The 22,337-nt window shown below is 61.2% G+C and carries 20 protein-coding genes; 17 read left to right on the plus strand and 3 right to left on the minus strand.

The genetic code is table 11. The annotated features are described in order from the left end of the window. The first annotated feature begins 50 nt into the window (after window positions 1–50). The 5 genes from JQK15_RS20660 to JQK15_RS20680 all read left to right on the plus strand — a co-directional run bounded on the left by JQK15_RS20660 (window position 51) and on the right by JQK15_RS20680 (window position 6,514). On the plus strand, window positions 51–350 hold the full coding sequence (locus JQK15_RS20660; protein ID WP_214867402.1) for a CopG family transcriptional regulator: 300 nt from the start codon (window positions 51–53) through the stop codon (window positions 348–350). Then, window positions 347–2,440 carry a type IV secretion system DNA-binding domain-containing protein gene (locus JQK15_RS20665; protein ID WP_214867404.1) on the plus strand — a complete coding sequence of 698 codons (2,094 nt, stop codon included), beginning with the start codon at window positions 347–349 and terminating at the stop codon, window positions 2,438–2,440. The genes JQK15_RS20660 and JQK15_RS20665 overlap by 4 nt, the downstream gene beginning before the upstream one ends. Further along, entirely contained in the window at window positions 2,437–5,391 is a 2,955-nt protein-coding gene (mobF, locus tag JQK15_RS20670; protein ID WP_214867406.1) for a MobF family relaxase, read from the plus strand. Before JQK15_RS20665 ends, mobF begins: the two co-directional genes overlap by 4 nt. A gap of 11 nt (window positions 5,392–5,402) precedes the next feature. Beyond that, window positions 5,403–5,990, plus strand: a complete 588-nt coding sequence (locus tag JQK15_RS20675) for a restriction endonuclease (protein WP_214867408.1) — start codon at window positions 5,403–5,405, stop codon at window positions 5,988–5,990. A 68-nt stretch (window positions 5,991–6,058) separates the two neighbouring features. After that, window positions 6,059–6,514 (plus strand): lytic transglycosylase domain-containing protein, encoded by a 456-nt coding sequence (locus tag JQK15_RS20680; RefSeq protein ID WP_251007910.1) that lies wholly within the window; start codon window positions 6,059–6,061, stop codon window positions 6,512–6,514. A gap of 294 nt (window positions 6,515–6,808) precedes the next feature. Here JQK15_RS20680 and soxR read toward each other — a convergent pair whose 3' ends face one another. Together soxR and JQK15_RS20690 are read right to left on the minus strand one after the other, a co-directional pair. Next, on the minus strand, window positions 6,809–7,291 hold the full coding sequence (gene soxR, locus JQK15_RS20685) for a redox-sensitive transcriptional activator SoxR (RefSeq protein ID WP_214867410.1): 483 nt from the start codon (window positions 7,289–7,291) through the stop codon (window positions 6,809–6,811). Window positions 7,292–7,958: 667 nt separating this feature from the next. Further along, window positions 7,959–8,612 (minus strand): helix-turn-helix transcriptional regulator, encoded by a 654-nt coding sequence (locus tag JQK15_RS20690; protein ID WP_251007911.1) that lies wholly within the window; start codon window positions 8,610–8,612, stop codon window positions 7,959–7,961. 210 nt (window positions 8,613–8,822) lie between these two features. Here JQK15_RS20690 and JQK15_RS20695 point away from each other — a divergent pair, with 210 nt between their 5' ends. The 12 genes from JQK15_RS20695 to JQK15_RS20745 all read left to right on the plus strand — a co-directional run bounded on the left by JQK15_RS20695 (window position 8,823) and on the right by JQK15_RS20745 (window position 20,900). Further along, window positions 8,823–9,956, plus strand: coding sequence for an efflux RND transporter periplasmic adaptor subunit (locus JQK15_RS20695; protein ID WP_214867414.1), 1,134 nt, complete (start codon window positions 8,823–8,825; stop codon window positions 9,954–9,956). A gap of 1 nt (window position 9,957) precedes the next feature. After that, a complete protein-coding gene (locus JQK15_RS20700) occupies window positions 9,958–13,056 on the plus strand; it encodes an efflux RND transporter permease subunit (protein WP_214867416.1) in 3,099 nt (1,032 codons plus the stop codon). Further along, entirely contained in the window at window positions 13,049–14,551 is a 1,503-nt protein-coding gene (locus JQK15_RS20705; RefSeq protein ID WP_214867418.1) for an efflux transporter outer membrane subunit, read from the plus strand. Before JQK15_RS20700 ends, JQK15_RS20705 begins: the two co-directional genes overlap by 8 nt. After that, window positions 14,535–14,945, plus strand: coding sequence for a DoxX family protein (locus tag JQK15_RS20710; RefSeq protein WP_214867420.1), 411 nt, complete (start codon window positions 14,535–14,537; stop codon window positions 14,943–14,945). Before JQK15_RS20705 ends, JQK15_RS20710 begins: the two co-directional genes overlap by 17 nt. Beyond that, window positions 14,942–15,265 (plus strand): DoxX family protein, encoded by a 324-nt coding sequence (locus tag JQK15_RS20715; protein WP_214867422.1) that lies wholly within the window; start codon window positions 14,942–14,944, stop codon window positions 15,263–15,265. The genes JQK15_RS20710 and JQK15_RS20715 overlap by 4 nt, the downstream gene beginning before the upstream one ends. A 31-nt stretch (window positions 15,266–15,296) precedes the next feature. Continuing rightward, entirely contained in the window at window positions 15,297–15,932 is a 636-nt protein-coding gene (locus tag JQK15_RS20720; protein ID WP_214867424.1) for a superoxide dismutase, read from the plus strand. A 31-nt stretch (window positions 15,933–15,963) separates the two neighbouring features. Further along, a complete protein-coding gene (locus JQK15_RS20725) occupies window positions 15,964–16,761 on the plus strand; it encodes a zinc-binding dehydrogenase (RefSeq protein WP_353047239.1) in 798 nt (265 codons plus the stop codon). After that, window positions 16,755–16,973, plus strand: coding sequence for an MDR/zinc-dependent alcohol dehydrogenase-like family protein (locus JQK15_RS27005; protein ID WP_251007913.1), 219 nt, complete (start codon window positions 16,755–16,757; stop codon window positions 16,971–16,973). Before JQK15_RS20725 ends, JQK15_RS27005 begins: the two co-directional genes overlap by 7 nt. Window positions 16,974–17,031: 58 nt before the next feature. After that, the gene (locus tag JQK15_RS20730; protein WP_214867426.1) at window positions 17,032–17,409 is read left to right on the plus strand and encodes a winged helix-turn-helix transcriptional regulator; all 378 of its coding nucleotides are present in this window, start codon (window positions 17,032–17,034) and stop codon (window positions 17,407–17,409) included. 534 nt (window positions 17,410–17,943) lie between these two features. Next, window positions 17,944–18,354, plus strand: coding sequence for a hypothetical protein (locus JQK15_RS20735; RefSeq protein ID WP_214867428.1), 411 nt, complete (start codon window positions 17,944–17,946; stop codon window positions 18,352–18,354). A 196-nt stretch (window positions 18,355–18,550) separates the two neighbouring features. Next, entirely contained in the window at window positions 18,551–19,957 is a 1,407-nt protein-coding gene (locus tag JQK15_RS20740; protein WP_021235643.1) for an aldehyde dehydrogenase family protein, read from the plus strand. A gap of 178 nt (window positions 19,958–20,135) precedes the next feature. Then, window positions 20,136–20,900, plus strand: coding sequence for an SDR family NAD(P)-dependent oxidoreductase (locus tag JQK15_RS20745; RefSeq protein WP_214867430.1), 765 nt, complete (start codon window positions 20,136–20,138; stop codon window positions 20,898–20,900). Window positions 20,901–21,381: 481 nt separating this feature from the next. Here JQK15_RS20745 and JQK15_RS20750 read toward each other — a convergent pair whose 3' ends face one another. Beyond that, entirely contained in the window at window positions 21,382–22,074 is a 693-nt protein-coding gene (locus tag JQK15_RS20750) for a VOC family protein (RefSeq protein WP_214867432.1), read from the minus strand. Window positions 22,075–22,337 lie beyond the last annotated feature (263 nt).

A 22,337-nucleotide genomic window follows, 5' to 3' on the forward strand; every position in this document is an offset into this window, starting at 1 on the left:
GTAATGCTTCATGACATCTGCGAAGGTATCCGATTACGGAGGTCCTTCGCTTGTCCAAGGTCAATTTCCGTCTTGAACCAGCGCTGCATGTCGCGTTGATGCGACGCGCGCATGGCGCCAATCTCTCGCTATCCGCCTTCATCCGCCAGGTGCTTGAGCAAGCGGTCGATGAGCGCAAGCGCTACGTCTTCTCCTCGCAAGACGAAATTCTCGCCACCTCCATCCAGATCCTCTCGATCCTCGCGACGTCGGTCGGTCAGCGATCGCCCGCGGCATTGGAGCAGGGCATGGCGCAGGCCCGCGCCATACTTGCTGAACGCGGATTGCTGGGCGAGGAGGACGCCTCGTGAGCATCTTTCGCAACGACACGCTGGGCAGTTGGACACGGGGCGGGCAAGCGATCGTCCACAATGTCCGCATGACCACCCAGGTCTTCTACCAGACCATGCTGGCCGGGTTGATCATCTGGATCATCGGCGCGCTCTGGTATGCCTTCGAAAAATCGACGGAATATGAGCGCTTCGTGCTCGTCAAGCTCGCGGAGGCGATGATCAAGGTCGACGCAGCGGGCGGCACCAACGATCCGGTCCAGTTTCGCACGCCCGCAGGCCAATCCTACTGGACGTCCGCGGACTGGTTGGTCGCTTCGACCCTGGCAAAGAAGACGCTGCACCAGTTCGAGATCTATCTTCTGCACGGCGCTCTTCTATCGGGGCTGTTCACCCTCGTCATGCTCGGATGGGCATGGTTCTACTTCACGCGGACGGGCAGGGGCCTTGGCTCCAACGAATATCTGCGGGGCGCCCGCTTCGGTACCATCCGGCAAGTGAAGCGCGCACTCTGGCCGCAACGCAAGGGACCGTTGGTCGTAGGCAATGTCCCGGTCCCGGAAGCCTTCGAACCCGAGCATATCCTTCTGTGCGGCGCGCCGGGTACAGGCAAAACCAACCTCATTAACGGCATGCTTGACGGCATTCGCAAGTCGGGGAGGCGTGCGATCGTCTACGACACGGCGGGCACTTTCGTCGAGAAATTCTATCGCCAGGGCACGGACATGCTGCTCAATCCGCTCGATCAGCGCACGGCGCGCTGGTCGCCCTGGGTCGATGTGCCGCGCGATTATCATTATGACCAGATTGCCGAGTCGACGATCCCCGAGAAGCATGGCGATCCTTTCTGGGCCAAGGCCGCGCGGGGCACCCTTGTCGCGGTCATGCGCAAGCTCGCGCGGCAGAAGCATACCTATGTCTCGGTGCTGCTCGACCGGCTGCTACGCTCCAAACTGAAGGATCTCGCCGCTTTCGTGTCCGGGACGGATGCAGCAGCCTTCATCAGCACCGAAGGCGAAAGGACCTCGGCAGGCATTCAGGCGGAACTGGCGTCGGTCATGCGCAGCTTCGGGTATCTCGACGATACCGAGGATGGCTTTTCGATCCGCGACTGGGTGAAGAAGGGTCAGGAAGGGAGCTGGCTCTTTATCACCGTCAAGGCAGATCAGTTGCCCTCGTTGCGGCCCCTGATCACCGTCTGGCTCGATATCGCGATCAGCGCGATCATGAGCCTCACGCCGGACCGCGGTCGGCGTCTCTATTGCGTGATCGACGAGTTGCCGACGCTCCAGAAGCTGCCGTCACTCTCCGACTTCCTTGCCCGGGCCCGTAAATATGGCGGCTGCGGCATATTGGGGTTCCAGTCCTATCCCCAGCTTGAAGCCACTTACGGCATTCAGGATGCCGCTGCCATCACCGGCTATTGTTCCACATGGGTAGCGTTGCGGGCCAACGATACCGCGACGGCCAAACATGTGTCGGAAAATCTGGGTCAGGTCGAGCAGGTCGAGGCCAATGAGGGCATGTCCTATGGCGTCAACGACATGCGTGATGGCGTCAACCTCTCGCGCATGCAGGTGACGCGGCCGCTGGTGATGCCGACCGAGGTCACCAACCTGCCTAACCTGGTCGGATTTCTGCGCTTCGGCCGCAATCTGCCCGTTGTCCGCTTCGACAGCCGCTTCAATGAGATTCCCTCGCTCGGCCCCGCCTTTATCGAGCGGACGGAGCCCCCCATTCAGATCGATAACGCGAAGAAGCTCGCCCGGATCGCCCACGCCGAAGCGCGCGTGCGGGAGGCGATCGAGCGGGAAGCGAGGCAGACGCCGCCCCCGCCCACGAAACTGCCGGCCAGTTCCCCGGACGAGGCGACGAGCAGTGAACTACCGCCCCAATCACCGCCGCGGCAACCGGACCTGTTCCAGCCGCCTGAGCCGCACGTCGATACGCAGCGGGTTGAAGCCATTCTGCTGAACGAGGAAGACGCTGAACTCCCGGTTCCGCCCCGGCTCGCCTGGACGATCCTGGCCGGCAAGCAGGGCGAAATCCGCTCCGACCTGGTGCAACATGAGCGGGACGATGGTCCGCGCGAACCGTCACGGCCGGCATGATCCAGCCGCAACGTCTCCACGGCCAGCCCGCCAATATCGCCCGATATTATACGGTTGGGGACTATTACACCAAGGGCGGCAACGAGCCGTCCGAATGGGGTGGCAAACTTGCTGCCGACCTCGGCCTTTCCGATCCCGTCGACGCCAGGCAGTTTCGTGACCTGCTTGCCGGCAACGTCGGCGATCAGCAACTGGGACGACACCGCGCGGACCAGGAAATCGAGCATCATCCCGGCTGGGACTTTGCCGTCAATGCCCCGAAATCCGTGTCGATCATGGCACTGGTGGCGGGGGACGAGCGAGTGCTCGCCGCACATGAACATGCTGTCACAGCTGCCATCACCTATCTGGAGGAACAGGCACAACTTCGCCGCCGCGAGGAAGGCAAGATCGTTCATGAGACCACGGGGCGCATTCTCGTCGCGCGCTTCACCGAGCATGGCAGCCGGGAACTCGATCCGCACCTCCATACCCATCTGGTCGTTCTAAATATGACCAATCGCCAGGATGGCGATCCGATGGCGAGCCTGGAAAGCCGCGTCATGTATGGTGAGCAGCGCGTCGCCGGGCAGATTTATCGCAATGCGCTCGCCTTCAGCCTTCGCGAAACTGGTTATGAGGTCGAGTTCGATCCTCGCACTGGCTTGTTCGAGATACGAGGCGTGCCCAAGGAACTCATCGAGCGCTTCTCGCAGCGCGCAGAGGCGATCGAGGAGCATGCCCGGGAACATGGCCTGGTCGGCCAAAAAGCCCAGCGTGCCTCCTTCTATGCCACCCGCAAGGCCAAGGTGAAGATCGGCGCGCAAGAACTCACTGTGCAATGGCATGAACGGACTGGCGACCAACTCGAAAAGCTTGAAAAGATCGCTGCCGTTGCACGCGAACGGGAGGGACAGCATTCTCCCCCGACCGAACGCACGGCGTCACGCGCTGCCCTTTTCGGCCTGCGGCAACTGGAAACCGCCGAAGCCGTCAACAATCTCGGCGATATCCTGCGCACGGGGCTTGCAGCCCATGTCGGGGAAATGCGGCTGGAGGACCTGCGCTCCCGGATCGAGACGCATGAACTCATGCGAAAACTGCTGCCGACCCACGAGCAAACGGGCGACAGGATCCTCACGCATGGACGCACCACCCGCAAGTCGTGGCGCCTGGAACTGGCACTTACCCAAAATATTGCTCTTGGCCTCGACGACGCCCGGCCGATCGCGTCGGGCGACCGGCTTTTGGCCGTACTGGAAAAGACGACGCTCAATGCGGAGCAGCAGCGGGCCCTGGTCGAGACCGCTATGTCGCGGGATCGCGTCACCGGGATCCATGGCGTTGCCGGATCGGGCAAGTCGACACTGGTGCGGGTCTTGGGCGAAGCGGCGGAACCAGGAACGACGCTGATAGCATTGGCGCCCACATCATCGGCGGCTGCGGAACTGGGGCAAAAGGCCAATATCGACGCGCACACGGTCGCCAGCTTTGTAGCGCGTGGCGGCCATGGCATAACGGACCGCCATGTGCTCGTGCTCGACGAAGCCGGTCAGCTTGGCAACCGCCAGGCCAGAAGGCTGCTCGAGATCAGTCGGATAACCGGAGCGAGGCTCCTGTTCCTTGGTGACGAGAAGCAGACCGGCGCCATCGAACAGGGCAAGCCCTTTTGGCTGATGCGCCGGCTGGGATTGCCGGTGGTGGAACTGACCGAGGCGGTTCGCCAGGAAACCCGTACGATCAAGGAAGCGGTCGCTCAGGCGAGGGCCGGCAACTTCGAGCAGTCGCTCAAGAATCTCGACAGCGTAACGACCGTCACCGACAACGAGGCCATGGCCGCGCTGGTGGTCAACGCCTGGGTGAGGCTCAAGCCCGACTCCCGGGCGGGCACTAACATCCTCGTGCTCGACAACGCCACGCGCCTCATCGTCAACAGCAAGATCCGCGAAGCGCTCAAGAACGAGAATGGGTTGGCAGCCGAAGACAGCAGGCTCTCGATCCTCGCCCCGGCAGGCTTCACCGATATCGAAAAACATATGGGCCGTTTCTACGGAGCAGGGCAGGTGGTGCGCTTCGACCGTGACATCGCCGGTCTCGGCGTTGCCCGGCATACGGACTATCGCGTCGTAGGGCTCGGACGGGAGCCTAACGGCCGGCAGGTCGTGCGCCTTGTCGATGAACAGGGGCGCATGATCCGCTGGGATCCTCAGACGACACGGGCCCGGCACATCAATGTCTTCAACCCCGAAGAGCGTGATCTGGCCGAGGGGGATCGTATCCAGTGGCGCCTGGTCAATCGCGATCTCGATCTGCGCAACGCCGAGCGCGGCACTGTCGAAAAGCTGGACGGTGACCTTGCTACCATCCGATGGGATCGGGACGGCCGTGTACAACAGGTCGACCTGTCAGAGCACAAGACCTGGGACCATGGCTATGCCGAGACGGTATATTCCTCCCAGTCGAAGACCTATCCGCGGGTCTTCCTGCTGGCGCCCGTGGAATCGCCGCTGGTCAATGCCCAGAACTTCTACACTGCCATTACGCGCGCCATGTACGGCGTCAGGCTCTGGACCAACAACGTCAAGGAACTTGTCGCCAAGCTGGAGCGCCAGTCGGGTGAGAAGACGTCCTCCACCGAGGGCCTTGGACGCATGGACCAGGACCGCGTCGGTCCGTTCACGAACCGGCAGCGAGCGCGCCTGGCGACGCTGAAGGCCGAACAGGAAAAGGACCGAACGTCGCGTCGGGATCGAGCCCTTGAAAGGCAATTGTCTCGCCGGGATCGCGGGCCACGAGGGACAGCAGAGCATATCGCGGAAGGCGCCCGAAGCGTCGCCCAGGTCCTCGACCGGTTTCTCGAGGGTATTCTCGATCGGGCTCGCACCCGGATCGAGCCCTCGACAACGCATCCTGAACGGCAGTCGCCATCCCCCGCACCTCAACTCGAACCCTCCCCCGGTCCCGAACGATAGAGACTCGTCCCATGCTCCTCATCCTGCTCGCTGTCGCGTTGGTGCTCCTGGCCCTTGTCCTGCGCCGCTTTCACGTGCCCTTGCGGCATCGATGGCGTCGCAGGCAGGCAAGGGTCATGGCGCAGCAACTGCGCGGCCGTGATCGCCTGCAACCGCCCCAACTCCTCTATGCCAGGCTAAGAAGCATGGATCCGCTCGCCTTTGAGGAATTGCTGCTCGAAAGTTTCGAGCGTCGTGGTTTCAGGGTCATCAGAAACCACCGCTACACCGGCGATGGCGGCATCGATGGAAAGGTGATGATCGACGGCGCTCTCTGGCTCATCCAGGCCAAGCGCTATGCAACGGCCATCCGGCCCGAACATGTCAGCGCTTTCAAAGCGCTGTGCCGGGCCAGAAACTGTCGCGGCCTTTTCATCCATACCGGCCGAACAGGACCGCAGAGCCGGGAATCCATCGACAACAGCAGCCACGTCGAAATCATATCCGGTCGGAGGCTGCTTGCCCTGGTGACTGGTGGCCCGATAGCAGTGCCTGAAGCACCAGGCCGTGCCACGCTTCCCGTGAAGCCTCATCGAGCAAAGCCGGGGCGGGCAGGGTGATTTGGCGCCTTCTCTCGAGCACGACATGGGCAGCCACTGCGCTGCTTGCAGCATCGCCGGAACGGGCCATGGCGGCGCCCGAAAAAGTTCAGGAGGAACAGCATATAGCTTTCTGCATACGTCAGGCGTCGATGGGGCATGCGTGGCTGGAGAAGACGCTTTGGGGCCTGCGAGATCAGGAAGCAGGCTGGATCGGTGCTGAAGTCCTTAACAGCAATGGCTCGCATGATCTTGGACCCTTGCAGATCAACAGCTGGTGGGTACCGCGCATCGCCGCGCAAGTCGGGCACTCCGAACACCAGGTGCGACACTGGCTGCGCTTCGATCCCTGCTTCAATGCTGAAACTGCGCGATGGATCTTTCTTTCCGGGCTACGTGCGGCAAAAGATTACCGGGTGGCAATTGGCCTTTATCACAGTCCCACAACGTGGAGGCAGCTCAGATACTCGGGTTCGGTCTTGCGTCGGATAAGAGCTCGCTTTGGCGAGAAGGTCTTTCACGAGCCAATGCCGACAGGAAAATGACGCCGGGAACGACCTTTCCGACTGTCCAAAGCCTGCGTGGAAGCCCGACACACTGTCAGCCTGGAACTACTGCTTAAATGCCACGGGATGGTGAGATAGCGATGCCAACCAGAGCAGGAAACGCTTTGTCGATGCAAAGCCTCTGTTGGCGTGATCCGGACAAACTGGTAAGAAGCAGAGTGCGTTTACACACAGAGAGGGGTTCGCATAAAAGCGCTTCATGATTGCGGGAATGGCGCATTCCTTTATTGCATAGGTCGTTGTATTGGATTTGCCGGGAAGGATTTAGGCCCGCTATTCCTTTGTTTTTCCGCTATCGAGAGCGTCAGCCCGCGTGACCAGCAGCCTCGCGCCGGCACCTTCACTGGCCAGCAGATCACCTGGATTGCGTAACGGACAATCCTCGAGCGACAAACACCCACAGCCAATGCAGCTTTCCATCTGATTGCGAAGCTGCAAAAGGCTGGTGATGCGGTCATCGAGGAGCGCTCGCCATTTCTGCGTAAGGCTGCGCCATGCCTTTGCCGAGATCGGCTCAGACGGCAGCGCATCGAGATGCTCCTTGATGATCGCCAAGGGGAGCCCCGCGCGCTGTGCGATTCGTATTACAGCCACTCTGCGTAATATCCGGCGAGAGTAGCGCCGTTGATTGCCTGCGGAACGCCATCCCTGAATGAGGCCCTTCGCTTCGTAGAAATGGATTGTCGAGACAGGAACGCCGCTGCGCTTGGCGACCTGACCGACGGTTAACTCATCGTTGCTATCGGCGACCGACATTTCCTACTTGACCTCAATATTTGTTGAGGTCGTATAGAGGATTCGGTTAACGGCCACAAGCTCGGTGGCGAACGGTAGGGAGCCGGCAAATATGACAGATGTCCTGAGCAGCAGGCCGTTCCCTCAGCGCTCGAGAACCGGCCGCGCTATGTCCGGTTCCTTCCCTATTGTAGAGGCATCGCAGAGTATGTACCCCCCTCCCGCCTGCATGCTTCTACAGGCTCGCCGACCCCATCCGGAGCCCGCCCCCGAGACGCCGGGCCGGGTCGGCGGGCCAGCAGTCAGTACGACCTCATCTTCAGCCGCAAGGCATCGGGTGACGCTCGAAAGTTCATGTCCACTCAACGAATGGGATCTCAGCGCATTGCGGATCGGGTTGTCCGATGCGCTGACGGGACGCATCGTACGAGACCAGCAGTATCAAAGCCGGACGGGCAAGTGGCTTAGACGTGTGTTCGGCTCAGAAATGGCAACGCCGCTTGCCGATCGGCGCCTTGAGGCGTTGCGAAGTTTTGCGCAATGCTATGCTCGCGCGCGAACCACGCGGTCAGAAACGCAGGACGGAAAAGAAGCCTTCTGGGCAGAATTGCATACTTCTGCCCGGAGGTTCATTGCTTCACCAGGAATTCCGCTGGGCAAAGGCAGCGAAGGACAGGCGCCGCTCCCCTCAAGTGTAGCCCTCCTTCCGGATCACATAGGTGCATCGCCGCCCGCCCTCGATGATATGCTCAGCCCGCGTGATGGAGACGCCGGGACCGAGCGCGGACCGGAAGACTTCGAGTTCGGCGCGACAGAAGCCGGCGCATGCGATGGCCGCCGCGCAGATGGGACAGTGGTTCTCGATGAGAAGAAGCGACCCGTCCGGTTCTTCCCGCCACTGGGCCATGTAACCTTCTTCGGAACGTAGCGCGGCAAGCGCTGCTACACGCTCGGCAAGGCTGTCCTTTCCTGACAGTTCGTCCTGGTACCGCGCGCGGGTCTCTGCCTCGCGTACATTGATGATCGTCTCCAGCGCGCTATCGCCCATGTGAGACCGGATGATTTCGAGAAGCTGGGCGGTCAGGCTCGCATGGGTATCGGGGAAACGGGACTGTGCCGCAGGCGTCAGGTTCCATAGTAGCGATGGGCGGCCAACGCCCCGGGCCTCGCTGATCGAGGTTACGAGATCCTGCTCTGCGAGACGCAGAAGCTGCTGACGCGCGGCCTCTCCAGTGATGCCGAGCTGCTTGCCCAACGCGGCAGATGAGAGCGCGCCGTGCATCTTGAGGGCCATCAGGATGCGATCGGCTGGCGTCTTCACCTGCCAGGCATAATTTTCCAAGCTATAGCTTGACATATTAGGTGATTCAGTTTTCAAAGCCATAGCTTGTTTAATAACGCCCCTCGCACGTCTTCACAAGAGCGGCGCAGGATAACCAGCAGAACAGGAAGACGCGACGATGAAGCCCATGCTTCCCGCATTCAAGCCGCATTCGGGATCATGGGTCCTGGCCGCGTGCGCCGCATATCCCTCCAGCCCCGAGGTGACGGCATGACCGATCCGCTTCACGACATTCCCGAACAGGACCGCTCGAAGCGGCCCCAGATCCGCACCATCATCATCACGCTCGTCGCCCTTGCCGTTCTTCTCGGCGGTCTCTTCCTGTGGCGTTCGATCAAGACCGGGCAGGGGCAGGGGTGGCAGCCGCAGGCGGTTCCGGTGGCGGCGGTTGTCGCTGCGCCCCGCGACGTTCCTGCAGGCCTGGAGGCGGTGGGAACGCTGACGGCGGTGCGCGAAGTGACGCTCTCGCCTGAGGTTGCAGGCCGCGTCGCGGCCCTCAACATCACGGCGGGCGCTCAGGTCCGTGCGGGATCGCTGCTGGTGCAACTTTTCGATGGGCCCGAGCGGGCCGACCGGCAAGCCGCCCAGGCAAGGGCGGCGTTCGCCAGCGTCCAGCTGACCCGCTCGGAGCAGCTTGCCCCCACCGGCGCGGAGCCGCGCGAACTGCTGCAACAGCGCCGAGCCGAGCGCGACCAGGCCGTCGCGGCCGTGCGCCAGATCGATGCACGCCTCGTCCAGAAACAGGTGCGCGCGCCCTTTTCGGGCGAGATCGGCATCCGCCGCGTCAACCTCGGCCAATATCTCAACCCGGGCGATCCAGTGGCGACGCTGACCGCACTTGACCAGCTCTATGTCGAGTTCGCACTGCCGCAACAGGAACTGGCGCGCCTCAAGCCCGGCTCATCCGTGATCGTGACCAGCGATGCCTATCCCGGCCGGACGTTCAGCGCGCGCGTCAACGCGGTCGAGCCCAAGATCGGCGAAGACACCCGCAACGTCAGTGTCCAGGCGCTCTTGCCCAATCCGGGTGGCACGCTCCGGCCCGGCATGTACGTGACAGCCTCGCTCACCCTGCCGCCCCAGACGGGCGCGATCGTCGTGCCCGCCACAGCCATCCAGACCTCCGCGCAGGGTGACAGCGTCATCGTCATCCGCGGCACGGACGCAAGCAAGGGCGGCAAGGCTGAGGTCGTACCCGTCGAGACGGGGCGGCGCGTCGGCAACAACGTCGTAATCGAGAAGGGGCTCAAGAGCGGCGACGTCGTGGTCTCGGAAGGCCAGCTTCGCGTTCAGCCAGGGGCCGAGCTCAAGGTCGCGAAGATCATTCAGGCGGGAGGACGCTGAGATGGCCTTCACCGACATATTCATCCGCCGCCCGATCCTGGCGATCGTCGTCAGCCTGCTCATCCTCCTTGTAGGCCTCAGCGCCATGTTCGCGCTTCCGATCCGGCAGTATCCGGGCATGGAAAGCGCGACCATCACGATCGACACGTCGCTTCCGGGCGCCTCGCAGGACGTGATGCAGGGCTTTGTCACCACACCGATAGCCCAGGCGATCGCGACCGCTAACGGCATCGAGTATCTGACCTCCACTTCGCTTCAAGGCAAGAGCCAGATCAAGGCGAAGCTGGTCCTCAACGCCAATGCCGATCGCTCCATGACCGAGATCCTCGCCAAGGTGCAGCAGGTCAAGTACCGGCTTCCGGCGGGCGTCACCGATCCCGTGATCGCCAAGATCACCGATGGCGCCTCGGCCATCCAGTATATCGCCTTCACGAGCGATACATTGTCCGCGCCGCAGATGGCGGATTTCGCGACGCGCGTGGCCCAACCGCTGATTACCTCGGTTCCCGGCGTTGCTTCCGCGCCCGTCACCGGCGGGGCGCCGCTGGCCATGCGTATCTGGGTCGATCCGGTGAAGCTAGCGGCGCGCGGCCTTACCGCCAGCGACCTCGCGGCTGCCCTGCGAACCAACAACGTGCAGGCAGCTCCCGGCCAGCTCAAGGGGGAGAGCACCGCGATCAACATCACCGCGGGCACCGACCTGCGTGACGTCGAATCCTTCCGCCAGATGGTGATCAAGACGGGGCAGGAGAGTGTCGTTCGTGTCCGCGACGTCGCGACCGTCGAACTGGGCGGGCAGAATTACGACGGCAGCTTCCTCACCGGCGGCAAGCCGAGCGTGACGATCGCCATTTCACCCACGCCTGATGGTAATCCTCTTGAGATCGTAAAAGCCGTCAAGGCACTGATCCCCGACATTCAGCGTGTCGCGCCGCCCGGCCTCAAGGTGACGAACGTGTTCGACCGGGCCCAGTTCGTCGACGCTTCGATCGAGGAAGTCGAGCATACGCTGATCGAGGCGATCGTCATCGTGATCGTGGTCATCTTCCTGTTCCTTGGCACGTTCCGCGCTGTCATCATCCCGGTCGTCACCATCCCGCTCTCGCTGCTGGGCACGGCGGCACTGATGCTGGCCTTCGGCTTTTCCTTCAACCTCCTGACGCTGCTCGCCATGGTGCTGGCGATCGGCCTCGTCGTCGACGACGCCATCGTCGTCGTCGAGAACATCCATCGTCATATCGAGGACGGCCTCAAACCCTTCGATGCCGCCCTGGTCGGCGCGCGCGAGATCATCGGTCCCGTCATCGCGATGACCATCACGCTCGCCGCCGTCTATGCCCCGATCGGTCTCATGGGCGGCCTCACTGGAGCGCTGTTCCGCGAGTTCGCCTTCACCCTGGCCGGCTCTGTGATCGTCTCCGGGATCATCGCGCTTACCCTGTCTCCGATGATGAGCGGCGCGCTGCTTCATTCGAAGATGGGGGAAGGGCGTCTGGCTCAGGCTATCGAACGCAGCATGCACAAGGTCACGGGCGGTTATGTACGGCTCCTCGACAAGACGCTTGCCGCGCGGGCGGCCGTGCTGATCGTGGGCATCACGATCATGGCCGCCATCGTGGTGCTGTTCACGGGTGCACAGCGCGAGTTGGCGCCGCAGGAGGACATGGGCTATGTCTTCGTCCAGACCAAGGCGCCGCAATATGCCAATGTCGACTATACGGCGCGGTTCAGTGCTGAGGTCGAGCGCCTCTTCCACGCGCTTCCCGAATATAAGGACAGCTTCTTCGGCATCGGCGGCGATCAGAATGCCAATGGCGGCTTTGGCGGCATCGTCATGAAGGACTGGGCTGATCGCTCGCGCAACGGCGATCAAATCCAGGCGGAGCTCGCCGGTCGTACAGGCGCCGTAACGGGCGTGTTCGCGACCGCCTTCCAGGACAGCCCGCTGCCGGCGGGCAGCGGTGGCCTCCCTGTGCAGATGGTGATCCGCTCGGCGGACGACTTCCCCGAGATATACAAGACGCTCGAGGCGCTCAAGGGCGCGGCATGGGGCAGCGGCCTGTTCGCCTTCGTCGATACCGATCTCGCCTTCGATAGCCCCGAGGCGCACATCAGTATCGACCAGGGCAAGGCGGGCGAGATGGGCGTGAGCATGTCCGCCATCGCCGACACGCTCGCGGTGATGGTGGGCGAGAATTATGTCAATCGCTTCAACTGGCACGACCGCTCTTATGACGTCATCGCGCAGGTGCCCCAAGGCAAGCGGCTGACGCCGGACAATCTCGGCCAGTTCTATGTGAAGGCAGCGTCGGGCAGGCTGGTGCCGCTTTCCACCATAGCCCATGTGGAGGTGCGGCCGCAGCCCAACCGTCTCCCGCAGTTCAACCAGATGAACTCGGCCACGCTCTCGGCCGTCCTGCTTCCCGGCGTGACCATGGGCCAGGCGGTCGATTTCCTGAAGGGCCAGCCGCTGCCGCCGGGCATGACCGTCGACTGGCTCTCGAACAGCCGGCAGTATGTGCATGAAGGCAATCAGCTCACTGTTTCCTTCGGTTTCGCTCTGATCGTGATCTTCCTGGTGCTTGCCGCCCAGTTCGAGAGCTTCCGCGATCCGCTGGTCATTCTGGTCACCGTGCCGCTCGCAGTGTGCGGCGCGCTGGTGCCGCTCTACCTCGGTTTCACCACGCTCAACATCTACACGCAGATCGGCCTGGTGACGCTGATAGGCCTTATCTCCAAGCACGGCATCCTGATGGTCTCCTTCGCCAACGAGATGCAGCATAGCGAAGGTTGGGGCAAGATGGAGGCGATCCGTCATGCCGCCGCCGTCCGCATGCGGCCAGTCCTCATGACGACCGCCGCGATGGTCGCAGGTCTCGTGCCGCTGTTATTCGCGGGTGGCGCAGGGGCGAACAGCCGCTTTGCGATCGGCATCGTCGTGGTCATGGGCATGCTCATTGGCACGCTGTTCACGCTGTTCGTGCTGCCGACCGTCTACACGCTGCTCGCAGCCGACCACCGGCCAAAAGCGAAGCCGGAAAGCGAGCCGACTGATGCCCCCACCGACACGCCGCTCGAAGGAGGGCTGGCCCATGCGTAAATATTCCTACCCCTTGGCACCACTTGCTGGCCTGGCGCTCTCCTCCTGCGCGGTTGGGCCCAACTACCGGCCGCCTGCTCCGCCGTCGACAGCGGCCGGGGCCTTCGTCACCACCGCGCCGGCGATCGACCCGGCATCGGCGCTGCCCGACGACTGGTGGAAGCTCTACAACGATCCCGCTCTCGACGACCTGGTAACCCGCGCTTTTGCCGCTAACAGCGATCTGCGCGTAGCATCCGCCAACCTTGCAAAAGCCCGGGCAGTGCTGAGCGAGGCACGGGCGGGAAGACTGCCGTCCACCACCGCCAATGGCGGCGTCACCTATGGTGACGGCATCCAGGGCGGCGGCCAATCCGGCTTTCCCGGCAATCTGGGCGACGCCCAATGGTCGCAGTTCGCGGGCATGTCGCTGTCCTGGGAGGTCGATCTTTTCGGCCGTGTTTCCCGTGCGGTCCAGGCGGCGCGGGCTGACGCGGCGGCGGTCGAGGCGGCTCGTGATGCGGTGAGGGTTACGGTCGCGGCCGAAACCACGCGCGCCTATCTCAACGCCTGCTCGTCGGCTTACGCGCTGGATGTCGCGCGCCAGTCCTACAAGGCCAGCGGCGAAAGCCTCAGGCTTGTCTCCGAGCAGGAGAAGGCGGGATCGGTCGGCAAGCTCGATGTCGAGCGCGCCGGCGCCGCGACCGCGACTGCACGCGCCGCCATCCCCGCGCTCGAAGGACAGCAGCAGGTCGCGCTGTTCGAATTGGCGGCGCTGCTCGGCACCACCCCCGATCAGGTGCCGGAGACCGCGCGCAGATGCACGGCGCCGCCCGAGCCCACCGCCTCGATCCCCGTCGGCGACGGCGCGGCCTTGCTGCGGCGCCGGCCGGACCTCAGGCAAGCCGAGCGTCAGCTTGCTGCCGACACGGCACGGATCGGCGTGGCGACCGCGGATCTTTATCCCAAGATCAGCCTGGGCGGCTCGGGCAACTTCTTCCGCAACGATTCCGTACGGGGTGACAACAGCTTCACCTTCTCGCTGGGGCCGCTCATCTCATGGAGTTTCCCCAATGTCGCGGTGGCGCGGGCGCGCATCCGGCAGGCGAAGGCGCAGGGCGAGGCGTCACTTGCGGCATTCGACGGCCGCCTCATCACCGCGCTCAAGGAGGTCGAGCAGGCGCTGACGATCGTCGCCACCGAGCAACGCCGGCTCGACGCCCTAGGCGAAGCGCAGGATCGTGCGGAGAAAGCCTACAAGTTTGCTGATCTGCGCTACCGCGCCGGCTCGATCGGCTACCTCGATGTGCTGGTGGCGCAAGGCGAGATGCTCGATGCGCGCAGCAGCTATGCGAGCTCGATCCAGCGACTCTCCTCGGGGCGGGTCGATCTGTTCAAGGCGCTGGGCGGGGGATGGCAGAGCGGCGCGGACGGGCAGGCGCAACCAAGGCGGGCGGCCAGTCCTGCGCTGGCATCGTCGGCACAAGAGGTAGCGGCCAATGCGGCGGATCGCTGACGCGGCTCTGCCGTTGGGCCTGGCCGCCTTTTTCCTGATCGGCGGCCTCGTCAACGGCACCGCTTCAGATGCGACCATGGCGGCGTATGTCGCATGGGGCTATCCGCGCTGGTTTCCCTATGTCACGGCGGCGATGGAGGGAGCCAGCGTCATTCTGCTGATCCTTGCGGGTACCCGCCTCGTCGGCGCCGCGCTTGGCACGGCGGTCATGACAGCAGCCCTGGCGACGCTGATCGGAGCTGGAGAATATCTCTATGCCGCCACACCTGCCGCGCTCATTTTCCTGAGCGCCTTGGCGGGTTGCCGGGCGCTTGCGTACGAAAAAGTGATCACAGTCGAGACTGTACCGGAGCATGATCGCAACGCAAATCCATGGGGAGGGTATGAAGCTTGAGCGTCTCTCACCTGTTACCCTGGATCCTTGCCGTCCTCCTCATGGCGGGCGGCGTTCTAAATCTGTCAGCGCCGGTGCGCATCCGCAGGCGCTATGCGCGCCTCGGTTACGGCCCCCGGCTGCGTTACCTCGTGGCCGGCGGCGAAATCCTCGCGGCAGGCCTCGTGGCGCTACCCGCAACGCGGGAGAGCGGGGCGGCACTAGCCATTGCCATCCTTTCCGCGATCATCGGCAGCGCGCTTGCCCATCGCCAACCGGGCATGATCGGTGTTTCCGCGTTCCTTTTATTGGTGGCGCTCATGACCATCGCGATTTCCTGACCACAACTCCATAAGATCGAGGAGCAGACCCATGACCTTTACTCTTCCAGCACTGCCATATTCCAAGAACGACTTTGGCGACCTGATCTCGCCCGAGACCTTCGACTATCATCACGGCAAGCATCACAATGCCTATATCGTGAAGGCCAATGAACTGGTCGCCGCCGATCCAGCCCTGCAGGGCAAGTCGCTAGTCGAACTGATCGAGCTGACCGCCGCTCACGGTCCCAAGGGGCTGTTCAACCAGGTCGGCCAAATCTGGAACCACAGCTTCTACTGGCTCGGCCTTAGCCCAGAGAAGAAGGAGCCGACCGGCGCATTGCTCGAGCTGATCAATGAGGCGTTCGGATCGGTGGACGCACTGATTGAGAAGCTGAAGGCCGAAGCGGTGGGCCATTTCGCCAGCGGATGGGCGGCGCTCAACCTCAAGGACGGCAAGCTAGAAGTGACTTCCTATCACGATGCCGATACGCCCGTCGCGCATGGCGCGGTGCCGCTCCTCATCCTCGACGTCTGGGAGCATGCCTATTACATCGACTATCGCAACGCACGTCCAGACTATGCCGACAAGATCCTGCGCAATGCGATCGATTGGGATTTCGTCGCACAGAATCTCGATGGTTTGGGCCTGACCCGGGCCGACCAGCCAGGCAACAAGGCTTCCTGAACCGCAGCGGCTGCATATGAGGAGGTGTCAGGTGACGAGGACACGCGAAATTTGCCTCAGGAAACATCCTGTGGGATCACTTGGTGTTGATGATTTCGGAATCGTCGAACGAGAGTTGGCAGCGCCGGACAAGGGCGAAGTCCAGGTGCGCAATCTTTGGATGTCAGTCGACCCTGTCACCCGTCTGCGTATGAATCGCAACGATGACCCGAACATCGCGCCGCCAGCCTTCGCTCTCGGTGATGTCCTGGATGGCGGGGCTGTAGGGGAGGTGATCGCTTCGCGAGACCCGGCCTTTGCCATCGGAGATTTGGTGCAGTCGTGGCTGGGCTGGCGCGAGGCCTTCAATGCGCCGGCCTCATCGTTGCAGAAGCTCGATCCCGGCGGTCTGCCACCGCAATCCTTTCTGGGCGCGGCCGGCGCCACGGGTTTGGTTGGTTATGTCGGTCTAGTCCACGTTGGAAGACCGAAGGACGGCGAGGTCATTTTCGTATCGAGTGCCGCCGGTGCGGTGGGCTTGATGGTATGCCAGATGGCTAAGGCGATGGGATTGAAAGTCATCGGCTCGGCGGGCGGTCCCGACAAGATCGCCTTGCTACGCGAGATCGGCGTCGATGAGGTTATAGACTACAAAGCCGCAGGCGATCTCACCGCTGCCCTGACAGCCGTCGCGCCGGAGGGAATCGACATTTATTTCGACAATGTGGGCGGTGAGCATCTGGAGGCGGCCTCAATGCCGGGCGGCCGTCTGCCCGTATCATCCTTTGCGGTGCGATTTCGGCTTTTAATGGCTCGGAAGCTCCGTCAGGCCCGCGAAATCTCGTGCTGATGATCGGAAAGCAGATGCGGATGGAGGGCGTCACGCTCTTGGCGCATCTCGACAAGATGGCGGAGTATCGGTCCCATCTCGCTTCTTGGATATCCCAAGGCAAGATCACATGGCGCGAAACCATATTAGAGGGCATCGAATGTGCTCCTGACGCATTGGTTCGGCTCTTCGATGGCAATGGTATCGGGAAGATGCTGGTCAAGCTCGCGTAAATACAAATTCCAAGTATTCACGGCCTGCGTTTGGACCTTTCTCGCATATGGATGAAGAATGAATAATAATCATCCAGAGGATGGGAATAATTTTTATTCTCAAGCGAATAATGCGATTTCTCAGATCGGAGGTAAATGGACTATCCTCATTGTTACTGCCCTGTCCAAGCGACCTCATCGTTTCAACGAATTGAAGCGGAAGGTGCAAGGGATTTCACAGCGCATGCTGACCCTCAGGCTTCAGGCGCTGCAACGCGATGGACTGCTCGACCGAACGGTCATCCGAACTATGCCGGTGCGGGTGGAATACAGCTTGACGGCGCTCGGACATTCCCTTGCCATTCCCCTGAACGCGATTGCTTGCTGGGCCGAGGCGAACTCCGCAGTCATAGAGCTTGCCCGTTCTGAGTTCGATGGTCGAAATGCGCGGAGCTAAAAGTGCAGTTCGGGAGGATGCACAGGGAGTATTTGGTCTGGCCGAGTGACGTCCAAGCCGGGACCCTCTGATTCGTTACGGCGCATGACCCTCAATGCTATCGGGCCTGATTGAAAGAACGCCCCGCTGTTCAAAGTGGCATTCAGCAAATTTAGCCTGAAAGTCTTAGGCAACAGGGATCGCGGTGGCGACCTGATCGGATGAGGGTGGTGGCGTTCTCTCTGCGAGGAGAGCGATGCTGGCGCGTTTGTGAACCTCAGTAGGAGGATCGGCTCAAGATAGTAGGACCGTCGAACGCGCGCCTTAGGGAGGGAACTCTCATACTTACCCCTGTCCTTGCACCTCAATAGGCACGCGTCGGGAATTACCGACATCGTCCCCGCCTGGACGAATTCACGGACCAAGGGCGGGGTGATGTCTGCATCGAATTATTGCCGAGCCCCATTCTCGTCTGGAGAGAAGCCGAACAGGAAAAGCTGCGCAGCCTTGAAATCGCTTCTATATAGAAGTATATGTGTCAGCGATCGGAGCGACATGCCGATGGATGGGGCATGCTGCGAGGAGGGCATCGTCATGATCTCGTTCAGAGTTGGTCTTATCGGAAAAGAAGACGGCCCCAGATTGACTAAGTTCTCGGCACGAAAATTGGCGGCCATCCTGTGGGATGCGATCGGCTGGTTGGCGAGCATCCGCGGCGGAGAGTGCCACCCGGTCGTTCAGCCGACTGGGCGAGCTCAGGTCTCGCCAGGCATCAATGCATTTACATCGACACTTCAGGAACTGCTTGCCGAACAGATCCTCGCGGTTCTGACGATAGAAAAATACATTTCTGATGCGAAGACCGATTCCGCCGTCCGTACTTGTTTGGCATGGAGTAGTTTGCTCGGGATCCGGGAAGACCTACAACGCCAAATTCGCGGAAGCCACGACAGTCGCCATGACTAAAGGGCGGCTCGAAAAGAGCGGATGAAATGGCTCGGCTCCAGTAATATCTTTATAATTTTGCGTCAGGTTTAAATAACATACAATATTACTCTACAGGTAATTTGCTTTGTACTGGATAGAAAACGGTATTGTTCGCGCAGTGCGGTCTGCAATCATTGTAATAGCTCGACATTGTCCATAGGAGAGGAAAAAAATCATGGCATTTCGACTTCTGATCGATGGAAAGCTTGTTGAAGGCGCATCCAGGCTGGACGTGATTAATCCCGCGAGCGGCACCGTTTTTGAAACCTGTGCGTGCGCCGACGAGGTCCAGCTCGAGCAGGCTATAGCCGCAGCAAAACGCGCCTTTCCCGGCTGGGCTTCGCTGACGCAGGCGGCGCGTGGCGACTGTTTGGATCGCCTCGCGGATGCGGTGCAGGCTCGGCTCGACGAATTCAGCTCTTTGCTTACAGGCGAACAAGGCAAACCTCTCAATCAGTCCAAAGGCGAGATTGCGATGGCGGTCGCGACGCTGCGCTATTTCGCGACTCAGGATTTGCCCCTCCAAACGATCAAGGACACCGAGGAAGGGCGGGTATTGGAGCAGCGAACTCCGTTGGGAGTGGTTGCCGCTATCACGCCGTGGAACTATCCTGTCTACTTGCTTGCAGTGAAGGTGGCGCTCGGGCTGGTGGTTGGGAACACGATGGTCGCAAAGCCCGCCCCGTCGACGCCGCTTACGACCTCATTGTTCGGGGAAGTCGCCGCAGACATCCTTCCGCCGGGCGTGTTTAACGTCATCATTGATGCGAACGATCTCGGCAGCAAGCTCACCACGCATCCAGACGTCGCCAAGATCAGTTTCACCGGCTCGACCTCCACTGGCAAGCGGGTAATGGAAAGCGCCGCTGATACGCTCAAACGGGTGACGCTGGAACTCGGAGGTAACGATGCCGCCATCATTCTGGATGACGTCGACGTCGCGGAAGTCGCGCGCAAGGTCTTCACGGCGGCTACAGTCAATGCCGGCCAAATTTGCCTCGCAACCAAGCGGATCTATGCACCGCGATCACTCTATGACGCGCTTTGCGATGAGTTGGCAACGCTTGCCCAAAAAGCCGTCGTCGATGACGGGCTGAAACAGGGAACGCAAATCGGCCCGGTACAGAACAAGCAGCAATATGAGAAGGTCCTCGACATCATCGAGGAAGCCAAAACCCTGGGCACGGTAATCGCTGGCGGTCATGCGCTGGATCGCCCCGGCTACTTCATCGCGCCCACAGTGGTGCGGGACCTTCCCGACAGCGCTCGCCTGGTTCGCGAAGAACAGTTTGGGCCGGCCATTCCGGTCCTCGCCTATGACAGCGTCGATGAGGTGATCGAGCGGGTCAACGACAGCGAATACGGTCTTGGCGGAACGATCTGGACGGCCGCCACGGATCGCGGGCTTGAGATTGCGATGCGTATCCAGTCTGGCACAATTTGGGTGAACAAGCCTGTAGAGTTGCCGTTCGACATTCCGCTTGGCGGTGCGAAGCAATCTGGCATCGGTCGTGAACTGGGCATCGATGGCATGAAGGAATTCACGCAAGGCAAGATCATCAACGTAGCTCGGCATAGTTAGAGCGACATCCACAGTGAACTTAAGGAAATTGGCTTGGTGTGGCATTTGGATGCTCGTGCAAACGTCGCGTCGGCGCGCGCTGCGTATCTCGTGACTGTTGCAAAACAGGCGAGTAGCCGGCTGGTCAGACGGAACATCGGCCACTCGGTCCAAGCGTGGACAGATTGAAGGGACAAGTATGTCGGACGAACTTTCAGGAAAAGTTGTGCTTGTAACCGGCGCGGCCCGCGGGATCGGACAGGCAAGCGCGATCCGCATCGCGAGGGCAGGCGCCAACGTCGTCGTCAGTGATATCCTGGAAGAGGAAGGTGGACAGGTCGTCGAGATGATCAAAGAAGCCGGCGGCACCGCAACCTTCGTTCGAGCCGACCTGTCCCATGAAGAGGAGATTTCGGGATTGATCAACAAGATTACTTCCGACCTGCACCGCCTGGACGGCGCTTTCAACAATGCAGGTGTCCTACAGCATGGGAAATCGCTTCATGAACTTGCGACGGAAGAATGGGAGAAGGTGATCAACATCGATCTCACGGGTGTCTTCCTGTGCATGAAGTACGAGATTATGGCCATGTTGGATCGGGGGGTGGGCGGCGCGATTGTGAACACGGCCTCCGCGCTGGGGCAGGTGGCCATCACCGGAGCCAGCGAATATATCGCCGCTAAGCATGGTGTCCTGGGCATCACACGGGCGGCGGCGGCGGAATATGGCGCGAAAGGCATACGTGTGAACGCCATCCTCCCGGGCATCGTCGAGACTCATGATGAAGGTCTTCTGGACAATTACCTCAGGCAAGTGTTGTCAAGTTTGAAGTCGCGGCATCCAATCGGCCGTTTTGGACGACCGGATGAAGTCGGCGATGCCGCCGTCTGGCTTCTGTCGAACGGCTCGTCATTCGTGAACGGCGCAGCGATCCCCGTCGACGGGGGTTATCTGGCTACCTAGAGACGATTACATAGCAGCCGAGATCTCAGCGGCTTGCTTGATCATAAATGCGTAACCGTGGCGCCGAAGCCGCCTTGCGCGGTAACGGGATGCAGGGCGGATCCCCGTTTGGGCAAGGGCAAGGATGGTTTGCAGGAGACGGTGGACAAAGCGCGGCGTGAAAACGCCAATCCCGCCGCAAGTGAATTTAACAGGGTGGCCCTGTCGAAGAGAGTTCGCCATAGACTACCAATATGAAAACCTATGGCGGAGGCATCCTCATGAGGCCGACGCCGAGGACGTGGACGTCCTCGGCCGTTGCTCATCATCGCACGAAAGCTCTTGCGCCGCGAGAGGCGGCCACGACTGCTTTCCGGGTTCTAGACCGCCTCGAGTATGGGCAGCCAGGACGCGAGGTGAGCGATGAGAGCGCAAGTCAGCAAGGCGAAACGCGTTGGTCCTCAAGCAAGCTCAGGACGGCACGTGGATCGGAAAGTTGTCATCACGCTGCCAATTCTACACCCTCAGGTGGATCGTAACGAACAACTTCTTGAATATCCGCGTCGCTTAGTTCCGCAACCGCCTCGTACATGGGGCGCGGGATTGGGGTTGGATAGATTGCCGTAGTGGGGTCAGGCTGTGCTACCGCGCCCCGGTGGCCCGCAAAGGCGGGAGGAGATGCGAACCTTTTCAAATCTTCTAACTCGATTCCGACTGTCTGCGCGGCTTGTAGGTCCGTCCACGCTGCTGCAGTCATCTTCGTGCAACCTTCCGATGTGGAGAACTCAAGAAGGATTCCCTCAGGCGCGCCCAAGTACATCGAGTGGCTGATCATATGATCAAGCGGACCAACCACGGCGTAGCCGTTGCTGCGTAACCGATCGCGCAGGTCCATCAATTCCTCAAAGCTGTCGACGTTGAACGAGATGTGCTGCATAGCGCCACCGGCCACCGGGTGGGATGCATCCAATGCGTGACTCACGCCCATGACCGGACTCACACCTGGCCCCGGCATTTGAATAAAGCTGAGGTAGCAGTTCTCGCCAGATTCGAGGAAGCAGTGCGTGGCACCCTCCGTGCCGTGCATGGGAAAAAGTCCGACGAGCTTCATGCCGACGACCTGAGTGAAGAACTCGATCTGCGACTTCATATCATTGGTGCAGAACGCAATATGATGGACGCCTGAGATCTTCATTCCCAACTCTCCTCTACCCAGCGGGGCATGTTTCTACACACCACAGCCTACTTCTTCCGCATCTTGTGCAATGCCGGATATCCTGTCTGTTAAAATAACTTCGATATAGAATTTGTCAAGCGCAAATGCCGTAGACGGGCTGCGCAAGGGGGTAATGTTCAGGGGAAGGGCTGCAGTAACCCATGGCACCTGCAAGATGGGTCGCCCTGTCCGCAAGCCCCCGGTTCCCTCTGCTTTGATCACACCGGTTGCGCCGGCCCATC

It is taken from the genome of Sphingobium sp. BHU LFT2, from assembly GCF_018604485.1.
Taxonomy (GTDB): domain Bacteria; phylum Pseudomonadota; class Alphaproteobacteria; order Sphingomonadales; family Sphingomonadaceae; genus Sphingobium; species Sphingobium yanoikuyae_A.

Excerpts from the sequence above, each read along its gene's own strand:
- mobF (WP_214867406.1), top strand. The coding sequence starts at position 2,437 with ATGATCCAGCCGCAACGTCTCCACGGCCAGCCCGCCAATATCGCCCGA.
- JQK15_RS20730 (WP_214867426.1), top strand. The coding sequence starts at position 17,032 with ATGAATAATAATCATCCAGAGGATGGGAATAATTTTTATTCTCAAGCG.
- JQK15_RS20705 (WP_214867418.1), top strand. The coding sequence starts at position 13,049 with ATGCGTAAATATTCCTACCCCTTGGCACCACTTGCTGGCCTGGCGCTC.
- JQK15_RS20750 (WP_214867432.1), bottom strand. The coding sequence starts at position 22,074 with ATGAAGATCTCAGGCGTCCATCATATTGCGTTCTGCACCAATGATATG.
- JQK15_RS20675 (WP_214867408.1), top strand. The coding sequence starts at position 5,403 with ATGCTCCTCATCCTGCTCGCTGTCGCGTTGGTGCTCCTGGCCCTTGTC.
- JQK15_RS20745 (WP_214867430.1), top strand. The coding sequence starts at position 20,136 with ATGTCGGACGAACTTTCAGGAAAAGTTGTGCTTGTAACCGGCGCGGCC.
- JQK15_RS20680 (WP_251007910.1), top strand. The coding sequence starts at position 6,059 with ATGGCGGCGCCCGAAAAAGTTCAGGAGGAACAGCATATAGCTTTCTGC.
- JQK15_RS20710 (WP_214867420.1), top strand. The coding sequence starts at position 14,535 with ATGCGGCGGATCGCTGACGCGGCTCTGCCGTTGGGCCTGGCCGCCTTT.
- JQK15_RS20700 (WP_214867416.1), top strand. The coding sequence starts at position 9,958 with ATGGCCTTCACCGACATATTCATCCGCCGCCCGATCCTGGCGATCGTC.
- soxR (WP_214867410.1), bottom strand. The coding sequence starts at position 7,291 with ATGTCGGTCGCCGATAGCAACGATGAGTTAACCGTCGGTCAGGTCGCC.
- JQK15_RS20695 (WP_214867414.1), top strand. The coding sequence starts at position 8,823 with ATGACCGATCCGCTTCACGACATTCCCGAACAGGACCGCTCGAAGCGG.
- JQK15_RS20720 (WP_214867424.1), top strand. The coding sequence starts at position 15,297 with ATGACCTTTACTCTTCCAGCACTGCCATATTCCAAGAACGACTTTGGC.
- JQK15_RS20735 (WP_214867428.1), top strand. The coding sequence starts at position 17,944 with ATGCCGATGGATGGGGCATGCTGCGAGGAGGGCATCGTCATGATCTCG.
- JQK15_RS20740 (WP_021235643.1), top strand. The coding sequence starts at position 18,551 with ATGGCATTTCGACTTCTGATCGATGGAAAGCTTGTTGAAGGCGCATCC.